21 protein-coding genes and 1 other RNA gene are annotated in these 19,630 nt (G+C 43.9%); 7 read left to right on the top strand and 15 right to left on the bottom strand.

The window, feature by feature from the left end; translation table 11 throughout:
- Positions 1-32 precede the first annotated feature (32 nt).
- The 4 genes from J5X96_RS06245 to htpX all read right to left on the bottom strand — a co-directional run bounded on the left by J5X96_RS06245 (position 33) and on the right by htpX (position 4,846).
- Positions 33-329, bottom strand: coding sequence for an integration host factor subunit alpha (locus J5X96_RS06245; RefSeq protein WP_021616246.1), 297 nt, complete (start codon positions 327-329; stop codon positions 33-35).
- Positions 330-332: 3 nt separating this feature from the next.
- Positions 333-2,723 carry a phenylalanine--tRNA ligase subunit beta gene (gene pheT, locus J5X96_RS06240; protein ID WP_209362359.1) on the bottom strand — a complete coding sequence of 797 codons (2,391 nt, stop codon included), beginning with the start codon at positions 2,721-2,723 and terminating at the stop codon, positions 333-335.
- Between the two features lie 19 nt (positions 2,724-2,742).
- On the bottom strand, positions 2,743-3,732 hold the full coding sequence (gene pheS, locus J5X96_RS06235) for a phenylalanine--tRNA ligase subunit alpha (protein ID WP_209362357.1): 990 nt from the start codon (positions 3,730-3,732) through the stop codon (positions 2,743-2,745).
- A gap of 244 nt (positions 3,733-3,976) precedes the next feature.
- Positions 3,977-4,846, bottom strand: coding sequence for a protease HtpX (htpX, locus tag J5X96_RS06230; protein WP_209362355.1), 870 nt, complete (start codon positions 4,844-4,846; stop codon positions 3,977-3,979).
- Here htpX and J5X96_RS06225 point away from each other — a divergent pair.
- Complete coding sequence (locus J5X96_RS06225; RefSeq protein ID WP_209362354.1) at positions 4,836-4,991, top strand: hypothetical protein; 156 nt, start codon at positions 4,836-4,838, stop codon at positions 4,989-4,991. The genes htpX and J5X96_RS06225 overlap by 11 nt on opposite strands.
- Positions 4,992-5,011: 20 nt before the next feature.
- Here the strand turns inward: J5X96_RS06225 and rnpB are convergent.
- An RNA gene (rnpB, locus tag J5X96_RS06220) (RNase P RNA component class A) lies at positions 5,012-5,400 on the bottom strand.
- A gap of 123 nt (positions 5,401-5,523) precedes the next feature.
- Between rnpB and J5X96_RS06215 the strand changes: the two genes are divergently transcribed.
- Positions 5,524-6,459 carry a KpsF/GutQ family sugar isomerase gene (locus tag J5X96_RS06215; protein WP_209362352.1) on the top strand — a complete coding sequence of 312 codons (936 nt, stop codon included), beginning with the start codon at positions 5,524-5,526 and terminating at the stop codon, positions 6,457-6,459.
- Positions 6,459-7,013, top strand: a complete 555-nt coding sequence (locus J5X96_RS06210) for an HAD family hydrolase (protein WP_209362350.1) — start codon at positions 6,459-6,461, stop codon at positions 7,011-7,013. The genes J5X96_RS06215 and J5X96_RS06210 overlap by 1 nt, the downstream gene beginning before the upstream one ends.
- 102 nt (positions 7,014-7,115) lie before the next feature.
- Here J5X96_RS06210 and dapB read toward each other — a convergent pair whose 3' ends face one another.
- The 6 genes from dapB to ribE are packed head-to-tail and all read right to left on the bottom strand — an operon-like array spanning position 7,116 to position 10,990.
- Positions 7,116-7,928, bottom strand: coding sequence for a 4-hydroxy-tetrahydrodipicolinate reductase (gene dapB / locus J5X96_RS06205; RefSeq protein ID WP_209362348.1), 813 nt, complete (start codon positions 7,926-7,928; stop codon positions 7,116-7,118).
- Between the two features lie 18 nt (positions 7,929-7,946).
- A complete protein-coding gene (locus tag J5X96_RS06200) occupies positions 7,947-8,558 on the bottom strand; it encodes a LysE family transporter (RefSeq protein ID WP_209362346.1) in 612 nt (203 codons plus the stop codon).
- A gap of 7 nt (positions 8,559-8,565) precedes the next feature.
- Complete coding sequence (locus J5X96_RS06195) at positions 8,566-9,057, bottom strand: phosphatidylglycerophosphatase A (protein WP_209362344.1); 492 nt, start codon at positions 9,055-9,057, stop codon at positions 8,566-8,568.
- A 10-nt stretch (positions 9,058-9,067) separates the two neighbouring features.
- Positions 9,068-10,060, bottom strand: a complete 993-nt coding sequence (thiL, locus tag J5X96_RS06190) for a thiamine-phosphate kinase (protein WP_209362342.1) — start codon at positions 10,058-10,060, stop codon at positions 9,068-9,070.
- A gap of 24 nt (positions 10,061-10,084) precedes the next feature.
- The gene (nusB, locus tag J5X96_RS06185; protein ID WP_209362341.1) at positions 10,085-10,510 is read right to left on the bottom strand and encodes a transcription antitermination factor NusB; all 426 of its coding nucleotides are present in this window, start codon (positions 10,508-10,510) and stop codon (positions 10,085-10,087) included.
- A 6-nt stretch (positions 10,511-10,516) separates the two neighbouring features.
- On the bottom strand, positions 10,517-10,990 hold the full coding sequence (gene ribE, locus J5X96_RS06180) for a 6,7-dimethyl-8-ribityllumazine synthase (RefSeq protein ID WP_209362331.1): 474 nt from the start codon (positions 10,988-10,990) through the stop codon (positions 10,517-10,519).
- A 171-nt stretch (positions 10,991-11,161) separates the two neighbouring features.
- Here ribE and J5X96_RS06175 point away from each other — a divergent pair, with 171 nt between their 5' ends.
- On the top strand, positions 11,162-11,359 hold the full coding sequence (locus tag J5X96_RS06175) for a YqaE/Pmp3 family membrane protein (RefSeq protein WP_209362329.1): 198 nt from the start codon (positions 11,162-11,164) through the stop codon (positions 11,357-11,359).
- A 526-nt stretch (positions 11,360-11,885) separates the two neighbouring features.
- On the opposite strand, the gene hflC is transcribed toward J5X96_RS06175, so the two are convergent.
- From hflC to bcp, 3 genes are all read right to left on the bottom strand, one after another.
- The gene (hflC, locus tag J5X96_RS06170) at positions 11,886-12,773 is read right to left on the bottom strand and encodes a protease modulator HflC (protein WP_209362327.1); all 888 of its coding nucleotides are present in this window, start codon (positions 12,771-12,773) and stop codon (positions 11,886-11,888) included.
- Entirely contained in the window at positions 12,773-14,038 is a 1,266-nt protein-coding gene (gene hflK, locus J5X96_RS06165) for an FtsH protease activity modulator HflK (protein ID WP_209362318.1), read from the bottom strand. The genes hflC and hflK overlap by 1 nt, the downstream gene beginning before the upstream one ends.
- Before the next feature lie 79 nt (positions 14,039-14,117).
- Positions 14,118-14,591, bottom strand: coding sequence for a thioredoxin-dependent thiol peroxidase (bcp, locus tag J5X96_RS06160; protein ID WP_209362316.1), 474 nt, complete (start codon positions 14,589-14,591; stop codon positions 14,118-14,120).
- Positions 14,592-14,729: 138 nt separating this feature from the next.
- Here bcp and dapA point away from each other — a divergent pair, with 138 nt between their 5' ends.
- Complete coding sequence (dapA, locus tag J5X96_RS06155) at positions 14,730-15,623, top strand: 4-hydroxy-tetrahydrodipicolinate synthase (RefSeq protein WP_021616264.1); 894 nt, start codon at positions 14,730-14,732, stop codon at positions 15,621-15,623.
- A 100-nt stretch (positions 15,624-15,723) separates the two neighbouring features.
- Positions 15,724-16,734: an outer membrane protein assembly factor BamC gene (bamC, locus tag J5X96_RS06150; RefSeq protein WP_021616265.1), complete on the top strand. Its 1,011-nt coding sequence runs from the start codon at positions 15,724-15,726 to the stop codon at positions 16,732-16,734.
- Positions 16,735-17,504: 770 nt separating this feature from the next.
- Here bamC and J5X96_RS06145 read toward each other — a convergent pair.
- Complete coding sequence (locus tag J5X96_RS06145; RefSeq protein WP_209362314.1) at positions 17,505-19,031, bottom strand: catalase; 1,527 nt, start codon at positions 19,029-19,031, stop codon at positions 17,505-17,507.
- A 238-nt stretch (positions 19,032-19,269) separates the two neighbouring features.
- Here J5X96_RS06145 and J5X96_RS06140 point away from each other — a divergent pair, with 238 nt between their 5' ends.
- Complete coding sequence (locus tag J5X96_RS06140) at positions 19,270-19,599, top strand: multidrug efflux SMR transporter (RefSeq protein ID WP_209362313.1); 330 nt, start codon at positions 19,270-19,272, stop codon at positions 19,597-19,599.
- Positions 19,600-19,630: the final 31 nt, after the last annotated feature.

Here is a 19,630-nt window from a genome sequence, read left to right as displayed (position 1 = left end):
TCAACAAGAGGATTATTGATAGCTTATATTGATTAGGCTTTCGGTTTAACTTTTTCGACCCGATTGCGCAATTTTTGTCCCGGTTTAAATACCACAACACGGCGGGCAGAAACCGGCACGCTTTCACCGGTTTTTGGATTCCGTCCCGGGCGAGAGGCTTTATCGCGCAACTCAAAATTACCAAATCCGGATAATTTTACGTCATTCCCTGTTTCTAACGCAACGCGAATTTCTTCAAAGAAACTTTCAACCAAATCCTTGGCTTCGCGCTTGCTGAAATGAAATTTCTCAATCAGATTCTCGGCGAGTTCTACTTTAGTTAATGTCATAGTTTAATCTCTCAAGTAAGCATTAAAACGTTGTTTTAACTCAGATAATACCGCTGAAATTACTGCGTTAATTTCATCTTCTTCAAGGGTTTTTTCATTGTCTTGAATCACGAGGCTTATCGCTAAGCTCTTATGACCTTCTGCGACGCCACTACCTTGGTAAACGTCAAATAAATTCACTTGCGTTAATTTATCACCGCCGGCAACACGACAAGCGTCTAATACATCGTCTGCCGCCACACTCTCCGCAACCACAAGGGCTAAATCACGACGGTTAGCCGGGAAACGAGAAATTTCTTTGGCTTTCACAATATCACGACGAGAAATATGAGCAATAGAAATTTCACATACAAACGCCTTGCCGTTGATACCGATTTTTTGTGCAATCGTCGGATGAAGTTGACCGATAAAACCAATTTCTTCACCGTCTAGCATAATCGCAGCAGATTGGCCCGGATGTAACGCTGTGTATGATTTTGCTACAAATTTTGCGCGATTTCCAGCAGAACTTAATGAAAGTAAGTTTTCAATATAACCTTTTAAATCATAGAAATCGGCAGGTGCTGATTTTTCGCTCCATTGTTCATTCGCTTTAGAACCGGTCATCACTGCCGCAAAAACTTGCTCTTGGCGTACGCCAAATTCGGCTTTTTCATCCGGCATAAAACGTAAACCAAATTCAAATAAACGCACGCGATTTTGTTGACGATTTTGGTTATAAATCACTGCGCCAAGTAAACCGGTTAACAAAGAAACCCGCATTGCGGACATTTCAACAGAAATCGGGTTCGGTAGAATAAACGGTTTAATTTCCGGATGTAACAAACTTTGAATTTTCGGATCAACAAAGCTATAAGTAATAGCTTCATAAAAATCGCAACTCACTAATGCCGCTTTGATTCGCGATAATTCAATATCCGCTTCGCTATGTTCACGCATACGCAAATGCGCTAACGGTGCATTATTTGGAATACTGTTATAACCATAAATACGCGCCACTTCTTCAATTAAATCTTCTTCAATTTCAATATCAAAACGCCAAGATGGCGCAACCGCAGTCCAACTGTTGTTAGCGTAAGAAACCTGTAAACCAAGGCGTTGTAAAATATCCGTTACCGTTTCTGTTTCAATATGATGCCCAAGTAACGCATCCAATTTGTGACGTTGTAATGTGACTTGTTGACGTTTTGGTAAATGCGCTTCATTTGTTACTTCACAAATTTCACCGGCTTCACCTCCACAAATATCCAATAAAAGTGCGGTCGCTCTTTCCATTGCTTTGCGTGGCAGCTCAAAATCCACACCACGTTCAAAACGATGAGATGAATCTGTATGCAAGCCATATTGACGAGCACGTCCGGTAATCGCTAATGGCGCAAAAAATGCCGCTTCTAAAATCACATCTTTTGTGTTTTCTACATTCACACCACTGGCTTCACCACCAAAAATCCCGGCCATTGCCAATGCACCATTTTGGTCGGCAATCACTAAAGTATTCGGTTGAAGTTTCGCTGTGGTGCCATCTAACAATACAAGCTCTTCATTTTCTTTCGCCATACGAACTTGTACCGGCTGCGCCACTTTTGCCATATCAAAAGCATGCATTGGTTGACCGAGTTCAAGCAAAATGTAGTTCGTAACATCCACAATGGGATCGATAGAACGAATACCACAGCGACGCAATTTTTCTTGCATCCACATTGGCGACTGCGCTTTAACATTGACATTCTTAATCACACGCAATAAATAACGCGGGCACGCTTCGGCTGCTTGAACATCAATTTGAACTTTATCGCTAATGGTCGGTTTAACCACCTCAAAGTGCGGTGGATTTTCGTGAAGTTTATTCACCACGGCCAATTCACGTGCCACGCCGGCAATGCTTAAGCAATCCGCACGGTTTGGCGTTAAGCTAATTTCAATAGCGCTGTCGTCTAATGTTAAATAATCGCGTAGATTGGTACCGATTGGCGCATCTTGTGGCAATTCGATAATCCCATTGGCATCAGATTCAATACCCAGTTCGCTGAATGAGCAAAGCATGCCTTCGGAAGGTTGGCCGCGTAATTTGGTTTTCTTGATTTTGAAATCGCCCGGTAATTTAGCACCCTCTACCGCACAAGCGACTTTCAAGCCTTGACGGCAATTCGGTGCACCACACACGATGTCTAACAAACGCTCACCGCCCACATTCACTTTGGTTACGCGTAATTTATCAGCGTCAGGATGTTGTGCACATTCCACAACTTCGCCTACGACAACACCGGTGAAATCGCCGGCAACTTTTTCTACTCCGTCAACTTCCAAGCCTAACATGGTAATTTGTTCGCAAAGTTGTTCCGTAGAAATCGCCGGATTAACCCATTCGCGTACCCATTGTTCACTAAATTTCATACTTATCTCTCACTCAAAATTATTTAAACTGTTTCAAAAAGCGTAAATCATTCTCGAAGAATGAACGCAAATCTGTGACGTTGTAGCGTAACATGGTTAAACGCTCTACCCCCATACCCACTGCGAAACCGGAGTATTCGTTCGGGTCAATACCGACATTGCGTAAAACATTTGGGTGTACCATACCGCAGCCCAACACTTCTAACCATTTACCGTTTTTCCCCATGACATCCACTTCGGCAGAAGGCTCTGTGAATGGGAAGTAAGACGGACGGAAACGCACTTGCAAGTCTTCTTCGAAAAAAGCGCGTAAAAAATCATGCAATAGGCCTTTTAATTCAGTGAAATTGGCGTGTTTGTCCACATACAACAATTCGATTTGATGGAACATCGGTGTGTGGGTTTGGTCGTAATCGTTACGATACACGCGTCCCGGCGCCATAATGCGAATTGGCGGCTGTTGTTTTTGCATGGTACGAATTTGTACCCCGGAAGTTTGCGTTCTTAACAATAATTCAGGATTAAACCAGAATGTGTCGTGATCGGCACGTGCCGGGTGATGTTTAGGAATATTTAAGGCATCAAAATTGTAATAATCGCTTTCGATTTCAGGACCGGACTCCACAGAAAAACCCAGTTCAGAGAAGAATTTGGTCACGCGCTCAATGGTAATCGAAACCGGATGTAAACAGCCTATTTCCACTTTACGTCCCGGTAAACTCACATCAATACGTTCATTTTCTAATTGTGCATTTAACAGGGCTTGTTCCCATTCTGCTTTTTTTGCGTTTAAGAAATCTAATGCGGCTTGTTTGGCTTCATTAATTTTCGCGCCCATTGCCGGACGTTCTTCCGCCGCCACATTGCGCAACTCTTGCATTAATTGGGTAAAATGCCCTTTCTTACCAAAATACTCCACGCGAATTTCATCAAGCGCGGCAAGGCTTTTATCTTCAATGTTGTCTATGGCATTTCTTGCTTTATCCACAAGATCTTTAAGATGCTGCATAAATATCCTCTGTGATGATTAATTTATCTAAAATTTTGTCAATAATAATACTAACTGTTTAGAAAATCACGCAATTTATCCATACCTGCAGAAATTATTCTGTCATAAAACGAAGATTTATTGGGAAAAATGACCACACTTTATTCTTCCGTTTACACTTCGACTGAAACTTTTCAGCCATTTTCTTTGGATAAAAAAATAGAGGCTTAAAAAAGCCTCTATTGATTAAAAATACATTTTATTATTAAGGTAACTGCTGCAACGCTTCAATCCGTTTTTCCAACGGTGGGTGGCTTAAGAATAATTCTTTTAAGCCGCCACCACGTTTACCGTTAATGGCAAATGCCGCCAAGGTGGAACCTTCAAGCTCTTCCGGCTCATGCAAGTTTTGTAAGCGTTTTAGCGCATCAATCATTTTTTGCTTACCCACTAAATTCGCCGAACCTGCATCGGCTCTGAATTCGCGTTGGCGAGAGAACCACATGGCGATCATGCTTGCCAAGAAACCAAATACGACTTCAAGCACCATCGAAACTAAGAAATAGATCCCGGAATTGCTTGAGCTTTCATTGCCTTGATTGCGGGAGTTCGCCACCACGTTGGCAATGATGCGTGATAAGAAAATCACGAAGGTATTGAGAACACCTTGTAGTAACGCCATAGTCACCATATCACCATTTTTAATGTGGCTAACTTCGTGCGCTAAAACTGCCTCTGCTTCGCCACGGGTCATTTTATTTAACAATCCGGTACTCACCGCCACTAACGAATTGTTTTTGCTTGCGCCGGTGGCAAACGCGTTCACATCAGCAGAATGATAAATAGCGACTTCCGGGCGCGGCAAACCGGCACGATCTGCTTGTGAATACAGGGTATCCAACAACCAACGTTCTGTTTCATTGCGTGGTTGTTGAATCACTTCAGCACCCACAGAACGAATTGCCATGGTTTTGGACATAAATAACGAAATAATCGAACCCGCAAAACCAAATAATGCGGCAAACAGCATTAAACCGCTCGCATCACGAGATTGAATGCCGGTTAACGATAAAATGATGTTAAAAACCAACAATACTGCCATGTTGGTCGCAAGGAAAAGTAAAATGCGCATCATCGATGAAAAACTCCTCAATAAAACAGTAATAAAAACACGCTTGGCTATAATGGCGGCAAAAAGAGAAAAATCAAGTATGCCAATGAATTCAATGAGAAAAAATGTTTGTTTTCTTGGAAAAAGAGAAAAGTGCGGTGGATTTTGACGATGTTTTTTTGAAAAGAAAAAGAGAGTTGGTCGATAAGCCGGGTTCTGTCGTGGACAATCATTCATCTAGGCGCATATTTACACATACGCTCAAGCAACCTACCCGAATCCTGAACGGGCCATTCATTGGATTCCTATTTGGTCTTGCTACGAGTGGAGTTTACCCTGCTGCCAACCGTTACCGGCGGCACGGTGCGCTCTTACCGCACCCTTTCACCCTTACCTGATCCCTTGCGGGCCATCGGCGGTTTGCTCTCTGCTGCACTTGTCGTAGGCTCTCGCCTCCCGGACGTTATCCGGCACTCTGCCCTGTGTAGCCCGGACTTTCCTCCCGCCTACTTGTCCCCTAGGTTACACTTGCGCGAATTTGAGGGCTTCAATAGACCGGCGATTGCCTGACCAACTCAGGCGCGAAGTATAGCGTAAATTCAAAGTGAAATATAGTGTTACATAAAAAGTTGGGCTAGAATGAACGCCACAAAAACAGGCCTAAAAAACACCGCACTTTTGTGCCACATAAGGAAACTTCCATGGATTATTTACAGATCGCTCGGGAAACGCTGGGCGTTGAAGAAAAAGCCCTCGGGCAACTCAGAGAAAAATTAGACGGTACCTTCACTGAGGTTGTTGATTTAATTCTAAATTGCAAAGGACGTTTGGTGATCGGTGGTATCGGCAAATCCGGCTTGGTAGGGAAAAAAATGGTCGCTACCTTTGCTTCCACCGGCACACCGAGTTTTTTCCTACATCCTACGGAAGCCTTTCACGGCGATTTAGGCATGCTGAAACCCATTGATGTGGTGATGCTCATTTCCTACAGCGGCGAAACCGATGATGTCAACAAACTCATTCCAAGCCTAAAAAACTTCGGCAACAAAATCATTGCGCTCACGTCCAACAAAAACTCGACGTTAGCGCGTCATGCGGATTATGTGTTGGACATTCGCGTAGAACGGGAAGTCTGCCCGAACAATCTTGCCCCGACCACCTCCGTGGTTGTGACCATGGCATTGGGCGATGCGTTAGCGGTTTGTTTAATGCGCGCCCGCGATTTCCAACCGGAAGATTTTGCGAAATTCCATCCGGGCGGCAGCTTAGGCCGCCGTTTGTTATGCCGCGTGAAAGATCAAATGCAAACCCGTTTACCGATTGCCGCCTTAACGACCTCCTTCACCGATTGCTTAACCATTATGAACGAAGGGCGTATGGGCGTGGCGTTGGTCATGGAGCAACAGCAATTACGCGGCATCATCACCGATGGCGATATTCGTCGTGCATTAACGGCCAACGGTGCCAATACGCTTAGCAAAACCGCACAAGAATTGATGACCTCTCATCCGAAAACCATTCATCAGGATACCTATTTATCCGAAGCGGAAAATTATATGAAAGCACATAAAATTCACTCTTTGGTTGTGGTGGATGATGCGCAAAATGTCGTGGGTTTAGTGGAGTTCTCAAGCTAATGACAACAGAATTACAAGAAAAATTAAAACAGGTGAAATTTGTTATCACCGATGTGGACGGCGTATTAACAGACGGTTTACTGCACTACGATGCTAACGGCGAAGCGCTCAAAAGTTTTCATGTGCGCGATGGTTTAGGCATTCGGATGTTGATGGAAGCCGGCATTCAAGTCGCCGTGTTATCCGGGCGTGATTCGGCCATTTTGCGCAAACGCATTGCCGATTTAGGCATTAAACTCGCTTTTTTAGGCAAGCTGGAAAAAGAAAGCGCCTGTTTTGAATTATGCAGCCAAGCCGGTGTTGAGCCGGAGCAAACAGCTTACATTGGCGATGACAGCGTTGATCTCCCCGCTTTCGCTGTTTGTGGACTTTCCTTCGCGGTTGCCGATGCGCCGGAATATGTCAAAAACTGCGCCGATTACACCTTAGGGTTAGGCGGTGGCAAAGGCGCCTTCCGTGAAATGTCCGATATGATTCTAAACGCCCAAGGCAAAGCGGAAATTTACAATTCAGCGCAAGGATTTTTGAAGACGGCGAAAAAGATGGCGCAGTAAAAACGCCTTTGAAAACGACCGCACTTTAAGCCCTTCTTTCAAGTGAAGCCATTCTCTCAAAATTCTCAAAGTGCGGTTCAATTATGCGTTTTTTTTCTTAGCTTATAAATTATTTAAGTCCAACACATCCGTCATATCAAACAAGCCTTGGTCTTTTCCTTCAAGCCATTTCGCCGCACGCACGGCGCCGTTAGCAAAGGTCATACGGCTGGAAGCTTTGTGGGTAATTTCAACGCGTTCGCCGATGTCGGCAAACCAAACGCTATGTTCGCCAACCACATCAGAAGCGCGAATGGTAGAAAAACCGATTTCATCTCGTTTGCGTTCACCGATAATGCCATCACGGCAAAATACGCCGTGGGTTTTCAAATCACGCCCCAAGGTTTTCGCGATGTGTTCGCCCATGGAAAGTGCGGTGCCGGACGGCGCATCCACTTTGTGGCGATGATGCGCTTCAATGATTTCAATGTCGCAATAATCGCCCATGACTTTGGCGGTTTTTTCCAATAATTTAAACACCAGATTCACGCCTACGCTGAAGTTAGAGGCAAACACAACACCAATCTGTTCTGCTGCGGCTTTAATTGCCGCTTTGCCTGCATCATCAAAGCCAGTCGTGCCAATAATGATCTTTTTTTGATTCGCCACACAAAACGCCAAATGTTCTAAGGTGCCTTCCGGACGGGTGAAATCAATCAGCACATCAAATTGTTCTTTGGCGGCGTTTAAATCATCGCCCACTTGAATGCCTAAGTGACCAATGCCCGCCAACTCACCGGCATCCGCGCCGACCAAGGAAGAGCCTTTACGCTCAAATGCCGCGCCTAATGCCACGCCTTCTGCGTTCTGTACTGCTTGAATTAACTGACGCCCCATGCGTCCGCCGGTGCCTACGATGGCAATTCTTAACGCCATAATCTTCTCCGATTTAAACTAATCTATGATTTTCAACGCACCACTGTAAATGAGGTACGCGCCAAATAAAATAAAAATCACGCCTGACGCGTTATCCATATAGCGACTATATCGGCTATAAAAACGTTTTGCAAAGGGACGTGAAAATAAGAGGGAAATCACATAGAAATAAACAAAGGTTTCTATCGTGATAAGAAAAAGTGCGGTCAATATTTGCCGCGTTTCAGTAATGTTGACGAGGACAAAAGACATCACGCTGCTGAAATAAATCACCACTTTGGCATTGGATAAATTCACCAACAAACCTTTGAGGATTTCATTTTTAGACGCTGTGTTTTGTACCAAATTGCTTTCATCAAATACCGCATTGGTTGTGATACGAGCCACGAGATAAAACAAATAGCTACCGCCCAATGCCATGACAATGCCTTGCAACGCCGGCATCGTTTTAAACACAATCGCCAAACCTAACACCGCAGCCGTCGCCCAAATGGTGACACCAATCGTGATGCCAATCACACCATAAATTGCGGTTCGCCGAGAATGCATTGCCGCAGCACGGCTGACATAAAAGAAATCGGGCCCTGGCGAAAGCAATCCCATCAAATGAACGAACATTAAATGTAACATGATGTCGCTAGATAAAATGCGCTAAGGCAAGAATGACGAGAATGCTATAACCTGCCGCCAAAATATCATCCACCATAATGCCGAAGCCATTGGTGAGTTTCTCATCAAAATAGCGAATCGGATAAGGCTTTAAGATATCAAACAAACGGAAGGTCACAAACGCAATGGTGCACCAAAATAAGGACACGTGCGGCACGGCTAACAACACCAAGAAAACGGCGACAATTTCATCCCAGACAATGCTACCGTGATCATGTACGCCCATGTCGTGGCTGGTGCGTTCGCATAACCAAATGCCAAGAAAGAAACAAAGTGCGGTCAATATAAAAAATGTTTTTGCACCCAGCCAAGGCAATAATAATGCGCCAACGATAACGCCCACCAAACTTCCCCAAGTACCGGGCGCTGGGTGCAATAAACCGGAACCGAAACCCAATGCGAGAAAATGAATAGGATTGCGCAACGTCACCCGTTCAATGGGATTTTGTGGTGCAGTCATAATAAAAGACCTATTTAAAATGATCGAAACCGCCAACGAATTCGACTTCTACCCGTTGACCATGGCGTTGGAATTGAATGCGATTTTTATTTTTAGGGTGAATCGCACGAATTTGTCCAATGCAAGTATAGTTCACACCAATATGCGCCAATGCCTTAGCTAATTTGGCTTTGTTGCTATCCGACACAGTAAAACAAAGTTCGTAATCTTCGCCGCCACTCAAAGCATATTGCTCCGCCTGTGCCAAACCAAATTCACTGACTAATTCAGCCGATAGCGGCAATTTATCTAACTCAATTACCGCACCACATTGGCTACGTTCTAAAATGTGCGTCAAATCCGCCACACAACCATCAGAAATATCAATCGCTGAACTGGCTAAGCGTGTTAAAGAAAGCGCCATGCCCAGCAACACTCTCGGCGTTGGACGCAGATGACGATGAATCAGAAATTCTTGTGCCGAATTCACCGCACTTTTACCTTGCAATAAATAAGACAATCCGCCTGCACTATCGCCCAAGGTGCCGGATACATAGATCCAATCGCCAACATTGGCATTGTGGCGACACAGTGCTTTATCTTTCGCAATAATGCCTTGCGCGGTAATGGTAATGCTTAACGGGCCTTTGGTCGTATCTCCGCCAATGAGATCCACGTTATAGTGATCGAGAATCGAAAAAAAACTCTCACTAAATTCCGTCAACCACACATGATCAATGTTGGGTATCGTCAAGGCTAAGGACATCCAAGCCGGTTCTGCACCCATCGCCGCAAGATCACTCAAATTACTCGCCACAGCTTTATAAGCCAAATCCGCAGGTCGAATACCCGGTAAAAAATGCACGCCTTCAACCATCGTGTCTGTTGTAATGGCAAGGTGTTGATTGCGATTCAGTTCGGTAACGGCACAATCATCACCGACCGAAAGGAGGACATCTTTGCGAGGCGCACGCTTAGAGGCAGTAAAATAACGTTGAATAATATCAAACTCCCCTTCTCTCATTGCGCCTCCCTGTCTCAATGAAAATTAACGTCGTACGAGTGGTGCAATTTTATCCAATACACCATTAATGTATTTATGACTTTCGTCTGCGCCGAACACTTTGGCAACTTCAATCGCCTCGTTGATTACCACTTTATACGGCACATCTACCTCAAATTGCAGCTCATACACCGCTAAACGCAAAACGGCTTTCTCAACCGGATCTAATTCCGCTAAACTGCGATCCAAATAGCCTTGCATGGTACGTTCCACCGCCTCTACGTTCTCTACGGTCTGGCGAAATAATTTACGGAAATACGGGGTATCTACGCCCTTCATGTCTTGTTCGGTCATGAAGTTAAGTTCGATGATTTCCGGTGAGTTCTGCGAAATTGCCCAAGAATATAGGGCTTGTACGGCACATTCACGGGCACGGCGACGAGGAGAAATTTTTTTCACTTGTTCGGTCATCGTAAGTTACACCGCCTGAATTTGATTTAAAAGATTCACCATTTCTAACGCAACCAGTGCGGCCTCTGCGCCTTTATTACCGGCTTTTGTACCGGCACGTTCAATGGCTTGCTCAATGTTTTCAGTGGTTAATACGCCGAATGCCACAGGAATGTCAGATTCCATCGCCACTTTGCCTAAACCGCTGCTAGCCTCACCTGCCACATATTCAAAATGCGCTGTACCACCACGAATCACCGTGCCTAATGCAACGATTGCATCAAATTTTTTGCTTTCCGCTAATCGACGGGCAACTAATGGCAATTCATACGCACCCGGCACACGAACCAATGTAATATTTTCATCTTTTACTTGACCGATGCGTTTCAACGCATCCAATGCACCTTCCAAAAGGCTTTCATTAATAAAGCTGTTAAAACGCCCGATAACCACGGCGATTTTTGCATTTGGTGCAGCAATCTGCCCCTCTAAAATGTTCATATACTTTCCTACATTGTCGTAATAAAAAATTGCGTGCGGATTCTAGCATAGAATTCCGCTATCAGCAGTAAGAAAAGTCAACGTGCGGTTAAAAACACTGCAAATCTAGAATCAAATTACAGCTTCCTTCCGATAATTTTCAAACCCACATGGAATAAATAGGAGAACACCATGAGACTCATTATTGCCTTACTTTTACCTTGGCTAACCTTTTTCACTATCGGACGTCCCTTTGCCGGTATTATCTGCCTTATCCTACAAATTACGCTTATCGGCTGGATTCCAGCAACACTTTGGGCGGTTTATGCGTTATCTCAATACAAAACAGATAAAAAAATTGAAAAAGCGCTAAATCAACAAGCGAAGTAATTTCAGCGCAAAATAACAATCTGCACGTAAAACGTGCGGTTTTTTAAGCTCCCCTATAAGGGCTCTTATACTTCATAAGTCTCTCAAAGGGCTTGTGAAAGCTGGTAACCGTGTTTATTTTTTAGTGAATCGTAGCGTGCAACTTATTGCACGAAATCGGGAATGTCCGAAAGGGTTAAATAACGTTCCGTGCATAATTTAGTCGTGCAACAAGTTGCACGCTACGCACAAAATCGTGAATTACGCATCGAGGTTAATTATTCGTGCAACAAGTTGCACGTTACGCATGAAATCGTGAATTACGCATTGAGGTTAATCATTCGTGCAACAAGTTACACGTTACGAGGGAGGACTCCATACGCATCGCGTATGGTTTTTATAGTCAGACTTTGGGTGGCTATAATAAAAGTGCGGTGAGATTCTGAAAAATTTTCAAAAATCTCACCGCACTTTTTTATTATTTACGTAAGCCGCCCTTTATTTTTGGAGGTATCTGCACAATGTTGAGCGGCGATTTTATGTTTGATTATTTACTTGGCGATTGCATAAAACGGAAGAAATCACTGTCCGGTTTTAGAATAAGCAAGTTATCGGAATTGGCAAAGCTGCTTTCATAGGCTTTAAGGCTACGAATAAATCCATAAAATTCCGGTTCTTTACCAAATGCTTCTGCAAAAATCTTCGCCGCTGTAGCGTCCCCTTCCCCGCGTAATTCTTGGGCAGTTTTTTCTGCATTGGCGATAATCAATGTCACTTTACGATCCACGTCTGCTTGAATAAATGCAGCTTTTTCTTTACCTTGCGAACGGTGTTCACGAGCAACGGCATCACGTTCTGCACGCATCCGCTGATAAATGGAAGAAGACACCTCATCCGGCAAGTTAATTTGCTTAATTCGCACATCAAGCACTTCAATGCCTAGCTCGGCTGTGCTGTCTTGTCCGCTATTTAACGCCTTTTTCGCCCCTTCCATGAGTTCGCCTCGTGTACCGGAGACAATGTCTTTGATCGTGCGTGAACCAATTTCGGAACGCAACCGGTCATTGACTTTACGACGCAGTAAATTCGCGGCTTGTGCATAGTCGCCACCACCGGTAGAGGTGAAAAAACGACCGAAGTCATTAATACGCCATTTTACATAGGAATCCACCAACAGGTCTTTTTTCTCTACGGTCACAAAGCGATCCGCTTGACCGTCTAGGGTTTGTAGGCGCGCATCAAGCACTTTGATGTTATCAATGAATGGGATTTTAAAATGCAATCCCGGCGCATAAATAGCCACTTTATTATCGGCATCGCGTTGTACTTTGCCAAAGCGTAACATGATGCCTCGCGTGCCTTCGGTGACAACCACAATGCTGGAATACACCACAGCAATCATAATAAAAATGATCGGTAATACAAATTTACGCATTAGTAAGTTCTCCCTTGACGGCCATTATCTCCTCTTGATTCCACCGGTCTGAGCGTTGTTGCTTGTTCGTGTGGACGAGAAACATTGCCGGAATTGACCGCACTTTGTTGTGTCTCATGTGTTTCATTCACACTCTGACTATTTGAAGGAACGTTAGAGACTTTTCCTTTCAATAATTGCTCCAACGGTAGTACGGTTAAATTATTGCCGCTACCGCTATCTAGCATCACTTTCGGCGTATTCGCCATCACTTTTTCCATGGATTGAATATACAAGCGCTCGCGGAAAACTTCCGGTGCCGCTTTAAATTCCGCTAAAAGCGGTTGGAAGCGCTCAACTTCCCCTTTAGCATCCAACACGACGCGATCTTTATACGCAGTCGCCTCTTCCAAAATACGCTGAGCATTACCACGCGCAATCGGCTCTTTCTCACGAGCATAGGCTTCTGCTTCACGAATGTAACGCTGTTCGTCTTCTTGGGCTTTAATCGCATCGTCAAAGGCATCTTTCACCTCTTCCGGTGGACGGGCAGACTGGAAGTTCACATCAATCACTTCTAATCCCATGTTATATGGCTCAATGATCTGATTTAATGCCTTCCAAGTATTTTCACGCACCACTGAACGACCGGTCGTTAAAATATCGTTCATCGTCATGTGCCCAATTACGTAACGCAATGCGCTGTCTGTCGCTTGATTCAAGCTGTCATTGGCGTTGACGGCACTAAATAAATATTTCGCCGGATCCTGAATGCGATACTGCACGGTCATTTCGACTTTGACCATATTTTCGTCTTGCGTCAGCATCGCGCCTTGAGTTTTTAACTCCAATACGCGTTCTACGTTCACCGGAATGACGCGATCGATAAAGGTCGGTTTCCAGTTTAAGCCGGGTTGTTCAATGGAATGAAAATGCCCTAAACGCAAGACAACTCCACGTTCGGCTTCTTTGACCGTATAAAAACCGCTAGCGCCCCATAAAATGACACCTGCTGCAATGGCAATCGGCAACAGCTTACCAACGCCCCCGGAAAAGGCGTTTGACGAATTCGTATTATTTGCACCGCTCTTGCCGCTTAATTTTTTCAATAAATTATTGAAAATATCCTCTAAATCCGGTGGGGATTGTTGATTGTCTTTTTGTGAATTGGAAGAACGATCCCAATTCGAGCGGCCTTCATTTTGGTCGGACGTGTTATTCTCCGATGATTGCCCGTTTTGCTTTGGTTTGCTCCAAGGATCTTGATCCGAACCATTTAACGACATTGTTTTCTCCGTTTGTCAAAAAAATGTTACAAGTCTAAACAAAATCTCATATTAAGTCTAATGATGTCATTTGATTTTATTATGAATTTGAGCTCAGGTAGTTCAATATGACTTCATGATGCTGGGTTGTTTTGAATTTATCAAAAACCTGTTCAATTTTTCCCTGCTCATTAATTAAAAAACTGACGCGATGAATGCCATCAAATGTGCGCCCCATAAATTTCTTTTCTCCCCACACACCGAATTGTTCGGCGACTTCGTGGGTTTCATCCGATAATAGCATGAAATTTAACGCTTTTTTATCGGCAAATTGTGCTAATTTCTGTGGCTTATCCGGACTGATGCCTAAAATAATAAGATTAAATTTATCCAATTCGGCTTTGCTATCACGTAAGCCGCAAGCTTGTGTTGTACATCCGGGCGTTAAGGCTTTCGGATAAAAATAAACTAGCACTTTCTTTCCACGAAATTGCGCCAAAGAAACAGGCTCACCATTTTGATTTAATAATGTAAATAATGGTGCATCATCACCTCTATTTAATTGCTTTAACACCTAGGTTAACTCCTCTAAAAAATAAAAAAATTGCTTGCAAATTATGGCTATTTTAGCGATCTTAAGCGAACCTTAGCAAGCAACCCTCATCTTTCATACTTAATTAGCATAATAGAATAACAATAATCGGAGGCTTTTATGTCAAATGCGCCTTTACTGCAAGGCAGTATCGTTGCCTTGGTCACACCAATGAATAATCATGGCGAAGTGGATTTTGAAAACTTAAAACAACTGGTTGAATATCACGTTCAAGCCGGTACGGATGCTATCGTTTCTGTGGGAACCACCGGTGAATCAGCGACATTAAGCATTGAAGAAAATGTTAAAGTGATCTTAAAAACAGTTGAATTTGCTGCCGGCCGAATTCCGGTTATTGCAGGCACCGGTGCCAACGCCACCAGCGAAGCTGTGACCATGACGAAATTATTAAATAACAGTGGCATCGTAGGGTGTTTATCCGTCGTGCCTTACTACAACAAACCGACGCAAGAAGGAATGTATCAACACTTCAAAGCCATTGCGGAATGCACAGATATTCCTCAAATTCTTTATAACGTTCCCGGCAGAACCGGCAGCGACTTGCTCCCTGAAACCGTGGGGCGATTGTCCGCCATTCCGAATATCATTGGCATCAAAGAAGCAACCGGCGACATTAGCCGCGTGCAAAAGATTAAACAACTTGCCGGAAAAGATTTCTTCGTCTTTAGTGGCGATGACGCTTCCTGTTTAGAAGCCATGAAATTAGGGGCAGAAGGGGTGATTTCCGTTACCTCTAACGTTGCGCCAAAAGCCATGGCTGAAATGTGTCGCTTAGCCCGCCAAGGTCAATTTAGCGAAGCAGAAACCATTAACCAACGTTTAATGCCGTTACACAAAAACTTATTTATTGAATCCAACCCAATTCCGGTGAAATGGGCATGCTATAAACTGGGTCTGATTGCCGATCCAACATTGCGTTTGCCACTTACCCTACTCAGTGAATCCGCCCAACCTGTTGTGTTAGATGCATTAAACTTTGCCGGATTACGCTAAAATATACGCTCAAGGCCGTCATCAGGCCTTGAACGCCTTTATGATTTATCTGTCCAAAACAGACGTTTAACTTTTCAGTTGTCATAATCAAGGATAATTTATGAAAAAATGGCTATTAACGGTTGCCGTGATTTCTACGCTAACCGCCTGCTCTGCAAGCAATGAAAGCAAACAACAAGCTGGAGATACCTACCAAAAATCCAATGTGGACTTGCCTCGCCTTAATCCGCTTGCCAGCGGCGGTGTCAAGTTACCGACTGCCAGCACAGAATATCAATTGCCACAGATTAAAGTGAACAAAGATGATAAGGTCGATATTCGCCCACCTTCTATTCCTTTAGCCATCATTCATGACTCCATTACACGATTTGATGGCGAACGCGCGCTTATTGCCTATACGTCAGATCAGCAAAAAATTTACAATTTAAAACAAATTGAACGCCTACTCAAAGAGCAAAATATCCAATACACACGAGAGAATGGAAAACTGCTCACTGATTGGGCTGCCACCGGGCGAAGCGATGATTTGAAAAACACGCAAATTCGCTATCAAATTGAAGAAGTCGATACGGAACAAGCCGCAGCATTGATGGTTTCTGTTTTGCAAATGAAACGCAATGAGACCATTTACACGCCTTCCATTACGGATAAACAACGGTATGCCTCTGATCGCCTAAATCAACTTATCGGCGAATTAAATGCCGCCTACCAAAAACAACAACAGGATCTGAGTGCATCCACCACTGCGCCTATCGCCTCGCATATCGCAACGGATACCAATGGCAGAACCGCACTCATTCTGTCTGCACCGTTTGATGCTGCGTGGGAAAAATTAGGCGAAACACTCCCAAAACTTGGGTTTGAAATCAAAAAAGACATGAGCGCCCGCGGGATTCGAGAGCTTTATTACAAACCATTATCGCAAAAAGCCTGGCAGCAAATTAGTTCGCAAGCATTACCGAATCTAGGCAAAGGCAGCTATCAAATGCAACTTGCCGCGTTGAATAAACAACAAAGTGCGGTCGTGATTTCAGAAGAAAAAAAATCAGCACTGGCAAATGAGCAAGCGCAAATTATTTATCAATCACTCCAACGTTTACTCAATCAATAACAATCCGCACGTAAAACGTGCGGTTTTTAAATTCCCCTATTAAGCTAAGCCCCTCTACTTCACAAGCTCCTCAAGGGGCTTGTGAAAACTGGCAACTGTGTCTATTTTTTAGTGAATCGTAACGTGCAACTTGTTGCACGAAATCATGAATGCACAAAAGAGTTAAATAACGTTCCCTGCGTGATTTGGTCGTGCATCAAGATGCACGCTACGACATCATAAATTACTCATTTAGGTTAATCATTCGTGCTAAAGGAGCTTGTGAAAACTGACAACCGTGTCTATTTTTTAGTGAATCGTAGCGTGCAACTTGTTGCACGAAATCGTGAATGCCCAAAAGAGTTAAATAACGTTTCCTGCGTGATTTGGTCGTGCATCAAGATGCACGCTACGACATCGTGAATTACGCATTGAGGTTAATCATTCGTGCTAAAGGAGCTTGTGAAAACTGGCAGTCTTGTCTATTTTTTATTGAATTGTAGCGTGCAACTTGTTGCACGAAATCGTGAAGACCTAAAAGGGTTTAAATAACGTTCCCTGCGTGATTTAGTCGTGCATCAAGATGCACGCTACGACATCATAAATTTACGCATTGAGGTTAATTCATTCGTGCAACAAGTTGCACGCTACGAAATCGTGAATTACGCATTGAGGTTAATAAACGTCCGCGAAAAGCTGACGATCATATAACAATGACCGCACTTTTTTGCATTACAGTCAAAAGTGCGGTCAGATTTTCAGATGTTTTTTATTGTGTACGGTATCGCAGATTACAATAGCCCCGGTTGACCTAATGCCGGATCCACTTCACGCGCGTTTAACGCATCTTCCACGGTTAAGCCCAAGGCTTTCGCAACTCCTTCACCATAGGCCGGATCACACCAATGACAGTTACGAATATGACGATATTTGATGAAATCAGGTGCATCCCCCATCGCGGCAGCCGTATTGTTGAATAACGCTTGCTTTTGCGCCGAATTCATGAGGTTAAATAATGCACGCGGTTGGCTAAAGTAGTCGTCATCATCATGACGGAAATCCCAGTGCGCCGCATCGCCATTAATACGAAGTGGTGGTTCGGCGAAATCCGGTTGTTGTTGCCACTGTTGAAAACTATTCGGTTCATAGTGCGGTAAACTACCGTAGTTACCGTCCACACGACCGAAACCATCACGTTGGTTGCTATGCACCGGACAACGTGGACGATTGACCGGAATTTGACGGTAGTTCACCCCTAAACGATAACGTTGTGCATCCGCATAGTTGAATAGACGCGCTTGCAACATTTTATCCGGGCTTGCACCGATCCCCGGCACTAAGTTACTCGGTGCAAAGGCAGATTGTTCCACATCAGCAAAGAAGTTTTCCGGATTGCGGTTAAGTTCAAACTCCCCTACTTCAATTAATGGATAGTCTTTTTTCGGCCATACTTTGGTTAAATCGAATGGGTGGTAAGGCACTTTTTCCGCATCGGCTTCCGGCATGATTTGTACGTATAACGTCCATTTCGGGAAATCACCCCGTTCAATCGCTTCATACAGATCGCGTTGATGACTTTCACGGTCATTTGCGATAACGGCAGCCGCTTCTGCATCGGTTAAGTTTTTAATGCCTTGTTGCGTACGGAAGTGGAATTTCACCCAAAAACGTTCGCCTGCTTCGTTCCAGAAACTGTAAGTATGTGAACCGAAACCGTGCATATGGCGATAGCTTGCCGGAATCCCGCGATCACTCATAACAATGGTGACTTGGTGCAATGCCTCAGGCAATAATGTCCAAAAGTCCCAGTTGTTGGTGGCAGAACGCATATTCGTGCGAGGATCGCGTTTTACCGCTTTATTTAAATCAGGAAATTTACGCGGATCGCGCAAGAAAAATACTGGCGTATTATTCCCCACTAAATCCCAGTTCCCTTCTTCGGTATAGAATTTTAAAGCAAAACCACGAATATCACGTTCTGCATCCGCAGCACCACGTTCACCGGCAACGGTCGTAAAGCGTGCAAACATTTCCGTTTTTTTGCCGACTTCGCTGAAAATTTTTGCGCGGGTGTATTGAGTAATATCGTGCGTCACAGTAAACGTCCCGAATGCACCGGAACCTTTCGCATGCATACGACGCTCCGGAATCACTTCACGCACAAAATCCGCTAATTTTTCATTTAGCCATAAATCCTGCGCAAGTAACGGACCACGTGGGCCGGCAGTTAAACTGTTTTGGTTATCGGCAACAGGCGCGCCGTTACCCATTGTTAAAGGCGTGCTGGTTAGATGAGAAAAAGGGCATTTAGCACTCATAGAAAACTCCTTAATAAATAGTATTAGCTTGAAGTAAATATCGCCAAGCATAATACAGAAAGGTTTTACCGATTAAAAACTATCAAATCAATTTAAAAACCCTATCTAAAAAAGAATTGCGACGGCGTAATGCAAATTTGCTATATTCCGCTCAAAATTGTCGTTTTTTCATGAATGGTTCAATCGCATTCTAAAGTGCGGTCATTTTTTAGAAAGATTTTACAAACGGAGAGAAAATATGAATCCTTGGCTTTTACTGGGTGGATCGATCGGCTTAGAAGTCATCGCCACCAATTTGCTGAAATTAAGCGATGGTTTTACCAAACCACTTCCTACCATAAGTGCGTTATTGATTTATGCCTTATCGTTTTATTTGGTCTCCATCGTCTTCCGCAGCCTGCCTGTCGGCTTGGTCTATGCCGTTTGGTGCGGCGTGGGGATCATTTTGACAGCGATGGTTGCCTATTTTGCCTTTGGACAAAAACTCGATATGCCCGCTATGTTAGGAATTGCCCTAATTATTTCCGGCGTGCTGGTGATTAATCTATTTTCAACAACGAATCACTAATTTTCAGAACATAACGTAATTGTTGTCACCT

Origin of the sequence: Aggregatibacter sp. 2125159857, assembly GCF_017798005.1 — a bacterium.
Classification (GTDB): Bacteria; Pseudomonadota; Gammaproteobacteria; order Enterobacterales; family Pasteurellaceae; genus Aggregatibacter.
This window is presented reverse-complemented; position numbering and strand designations above follow the sequence as displayed.

Coding starts and splice junctions, on each gene's coding strand:
- dapB (WP_209362348.1), bottom strand. CDS start 7,928: ATGGCGTTAAGAATTGCCATCGTAGGCACCGGCGGACGCATGGGGCGT.
- pheT (WP_209362359.1), bottom strand. CDS start 2,723: ATGAAATTTAGTGAACAATGGGTACGCGAATGGGTTAATCCGGCGATT.
- thiL (WP_209362342.1), bottom strand. CDS start 10,060: ATGAGAGAAGGGGAGTTTGATATTATTCAACGTTATTTTACTGCCTCT.
- J5X96_RS06140 (WP_209362313.1), top strand. CDS start 19,270: ATGAATCCTTGGCTTTTACTGGGTGGATCGATCGGCTTAGAAGTCATC.
- J5X96_RS06175 (WP_209362329.1), top strand. CDS start 11,162: ATGAGACTCATTATTGCCTTACTTTTACCTTGGCTAACCTTTTTCACT.
- bamC (WP_021616265.1), top strand. CDS start 15,724: ATGAAAAAATGGCTATTAACGGTTGCCGTGATTTCTACGCTAACCGCC.
- pheS (WP_209362357.1), bottom strand. CDS start 3,732: ATGCAGCATCTTAAAGATCTTGTGGATAAAGCAAGAAATGCCATAGAC.
- J5X96_RS06215 (WP_209362352.1), top strand. CDS start 5,524: ATGGATTATTTACAGATCGCTCGGGAAACGCTGGGCGTTGAAGAAAAA.
- J5X96_RS06195 (WP_209362344.1), bottom strand. CDS start 9,057: ATGACTGCACCACAAAATCCCATTGAACGGGTGACGTTGCGCAATCCT.
- dapA (WP_021616264.1), top strand. CDS start 14,730: ATGTCAAATGCGCCTTTACTGCAAGGCAGTATCGTTGCCTTGGTCACA.
- J5X96_RS06245 (WP_021616246.1), bottom strand. CDS start 329: ATGACATTAACTAAAGTAGAACTCGCCGAGAATCTGATTGAGAAATTT.
- nusB (WP_209362341.1), bottom strand. CDS start 10,510: ATGACCGAACAAGTGAAAAAAATTTCTCCTCGTCGCCGTGCCCGTGAA.
- J5X96_RS06145 (WP_209362314.1), bottom strand. CDS start 19,031: ATGAGTGCTAAATGCCCTTTTTCTCATCTAACCAGCACGCCTTTAACA.
- htpX (WP_209362355.1), bottom strand. CDS start 4,846: ATGATGCGCATTTTACTTTTCCTTGCGACCAACATGGCAGTATTGTTG.
- J5X96_RS06210 (WP_209362350.1), top strand. CDS start 6,459: ATGACAACAGAATTACAAGAAAAATTAAAACAGGTGAAATTTGTTATC.
- J5X96_RS06200 (WP_209362346.1), bottom strand. CDS start 8,558: ATGTTACATTTAATGTTCGTTCATTTGATGGGATTGCTTTCGCCAGGG.
- J5X96_RS06225 (WP_209362354.1), top strand. CDS start 4,836: ATGCGCATCATCGATGAAAAACTCCTCAATAAAACAGTAATAAAAACA.
- hflC (WP_209362327.1), bottom strand. CDS start 12,773: ATGCGTAAATTTGTATTACCGATCATTTTTATTATGATTGCTGTGGTG.
- ribE (WP_209362331.1), bottom strand. CDS start 10,990: ATGAACATTTTAGAGGGGCAGATTGCTGCACCAAATGCAAAAATCGCC.
- hflK (WP_209362318.1), bottom strand. CDS start 14,038: ATGTCGTTAAATGGTTCGGATCAAGATCCTTGGAGCAAACCAAAGCAA.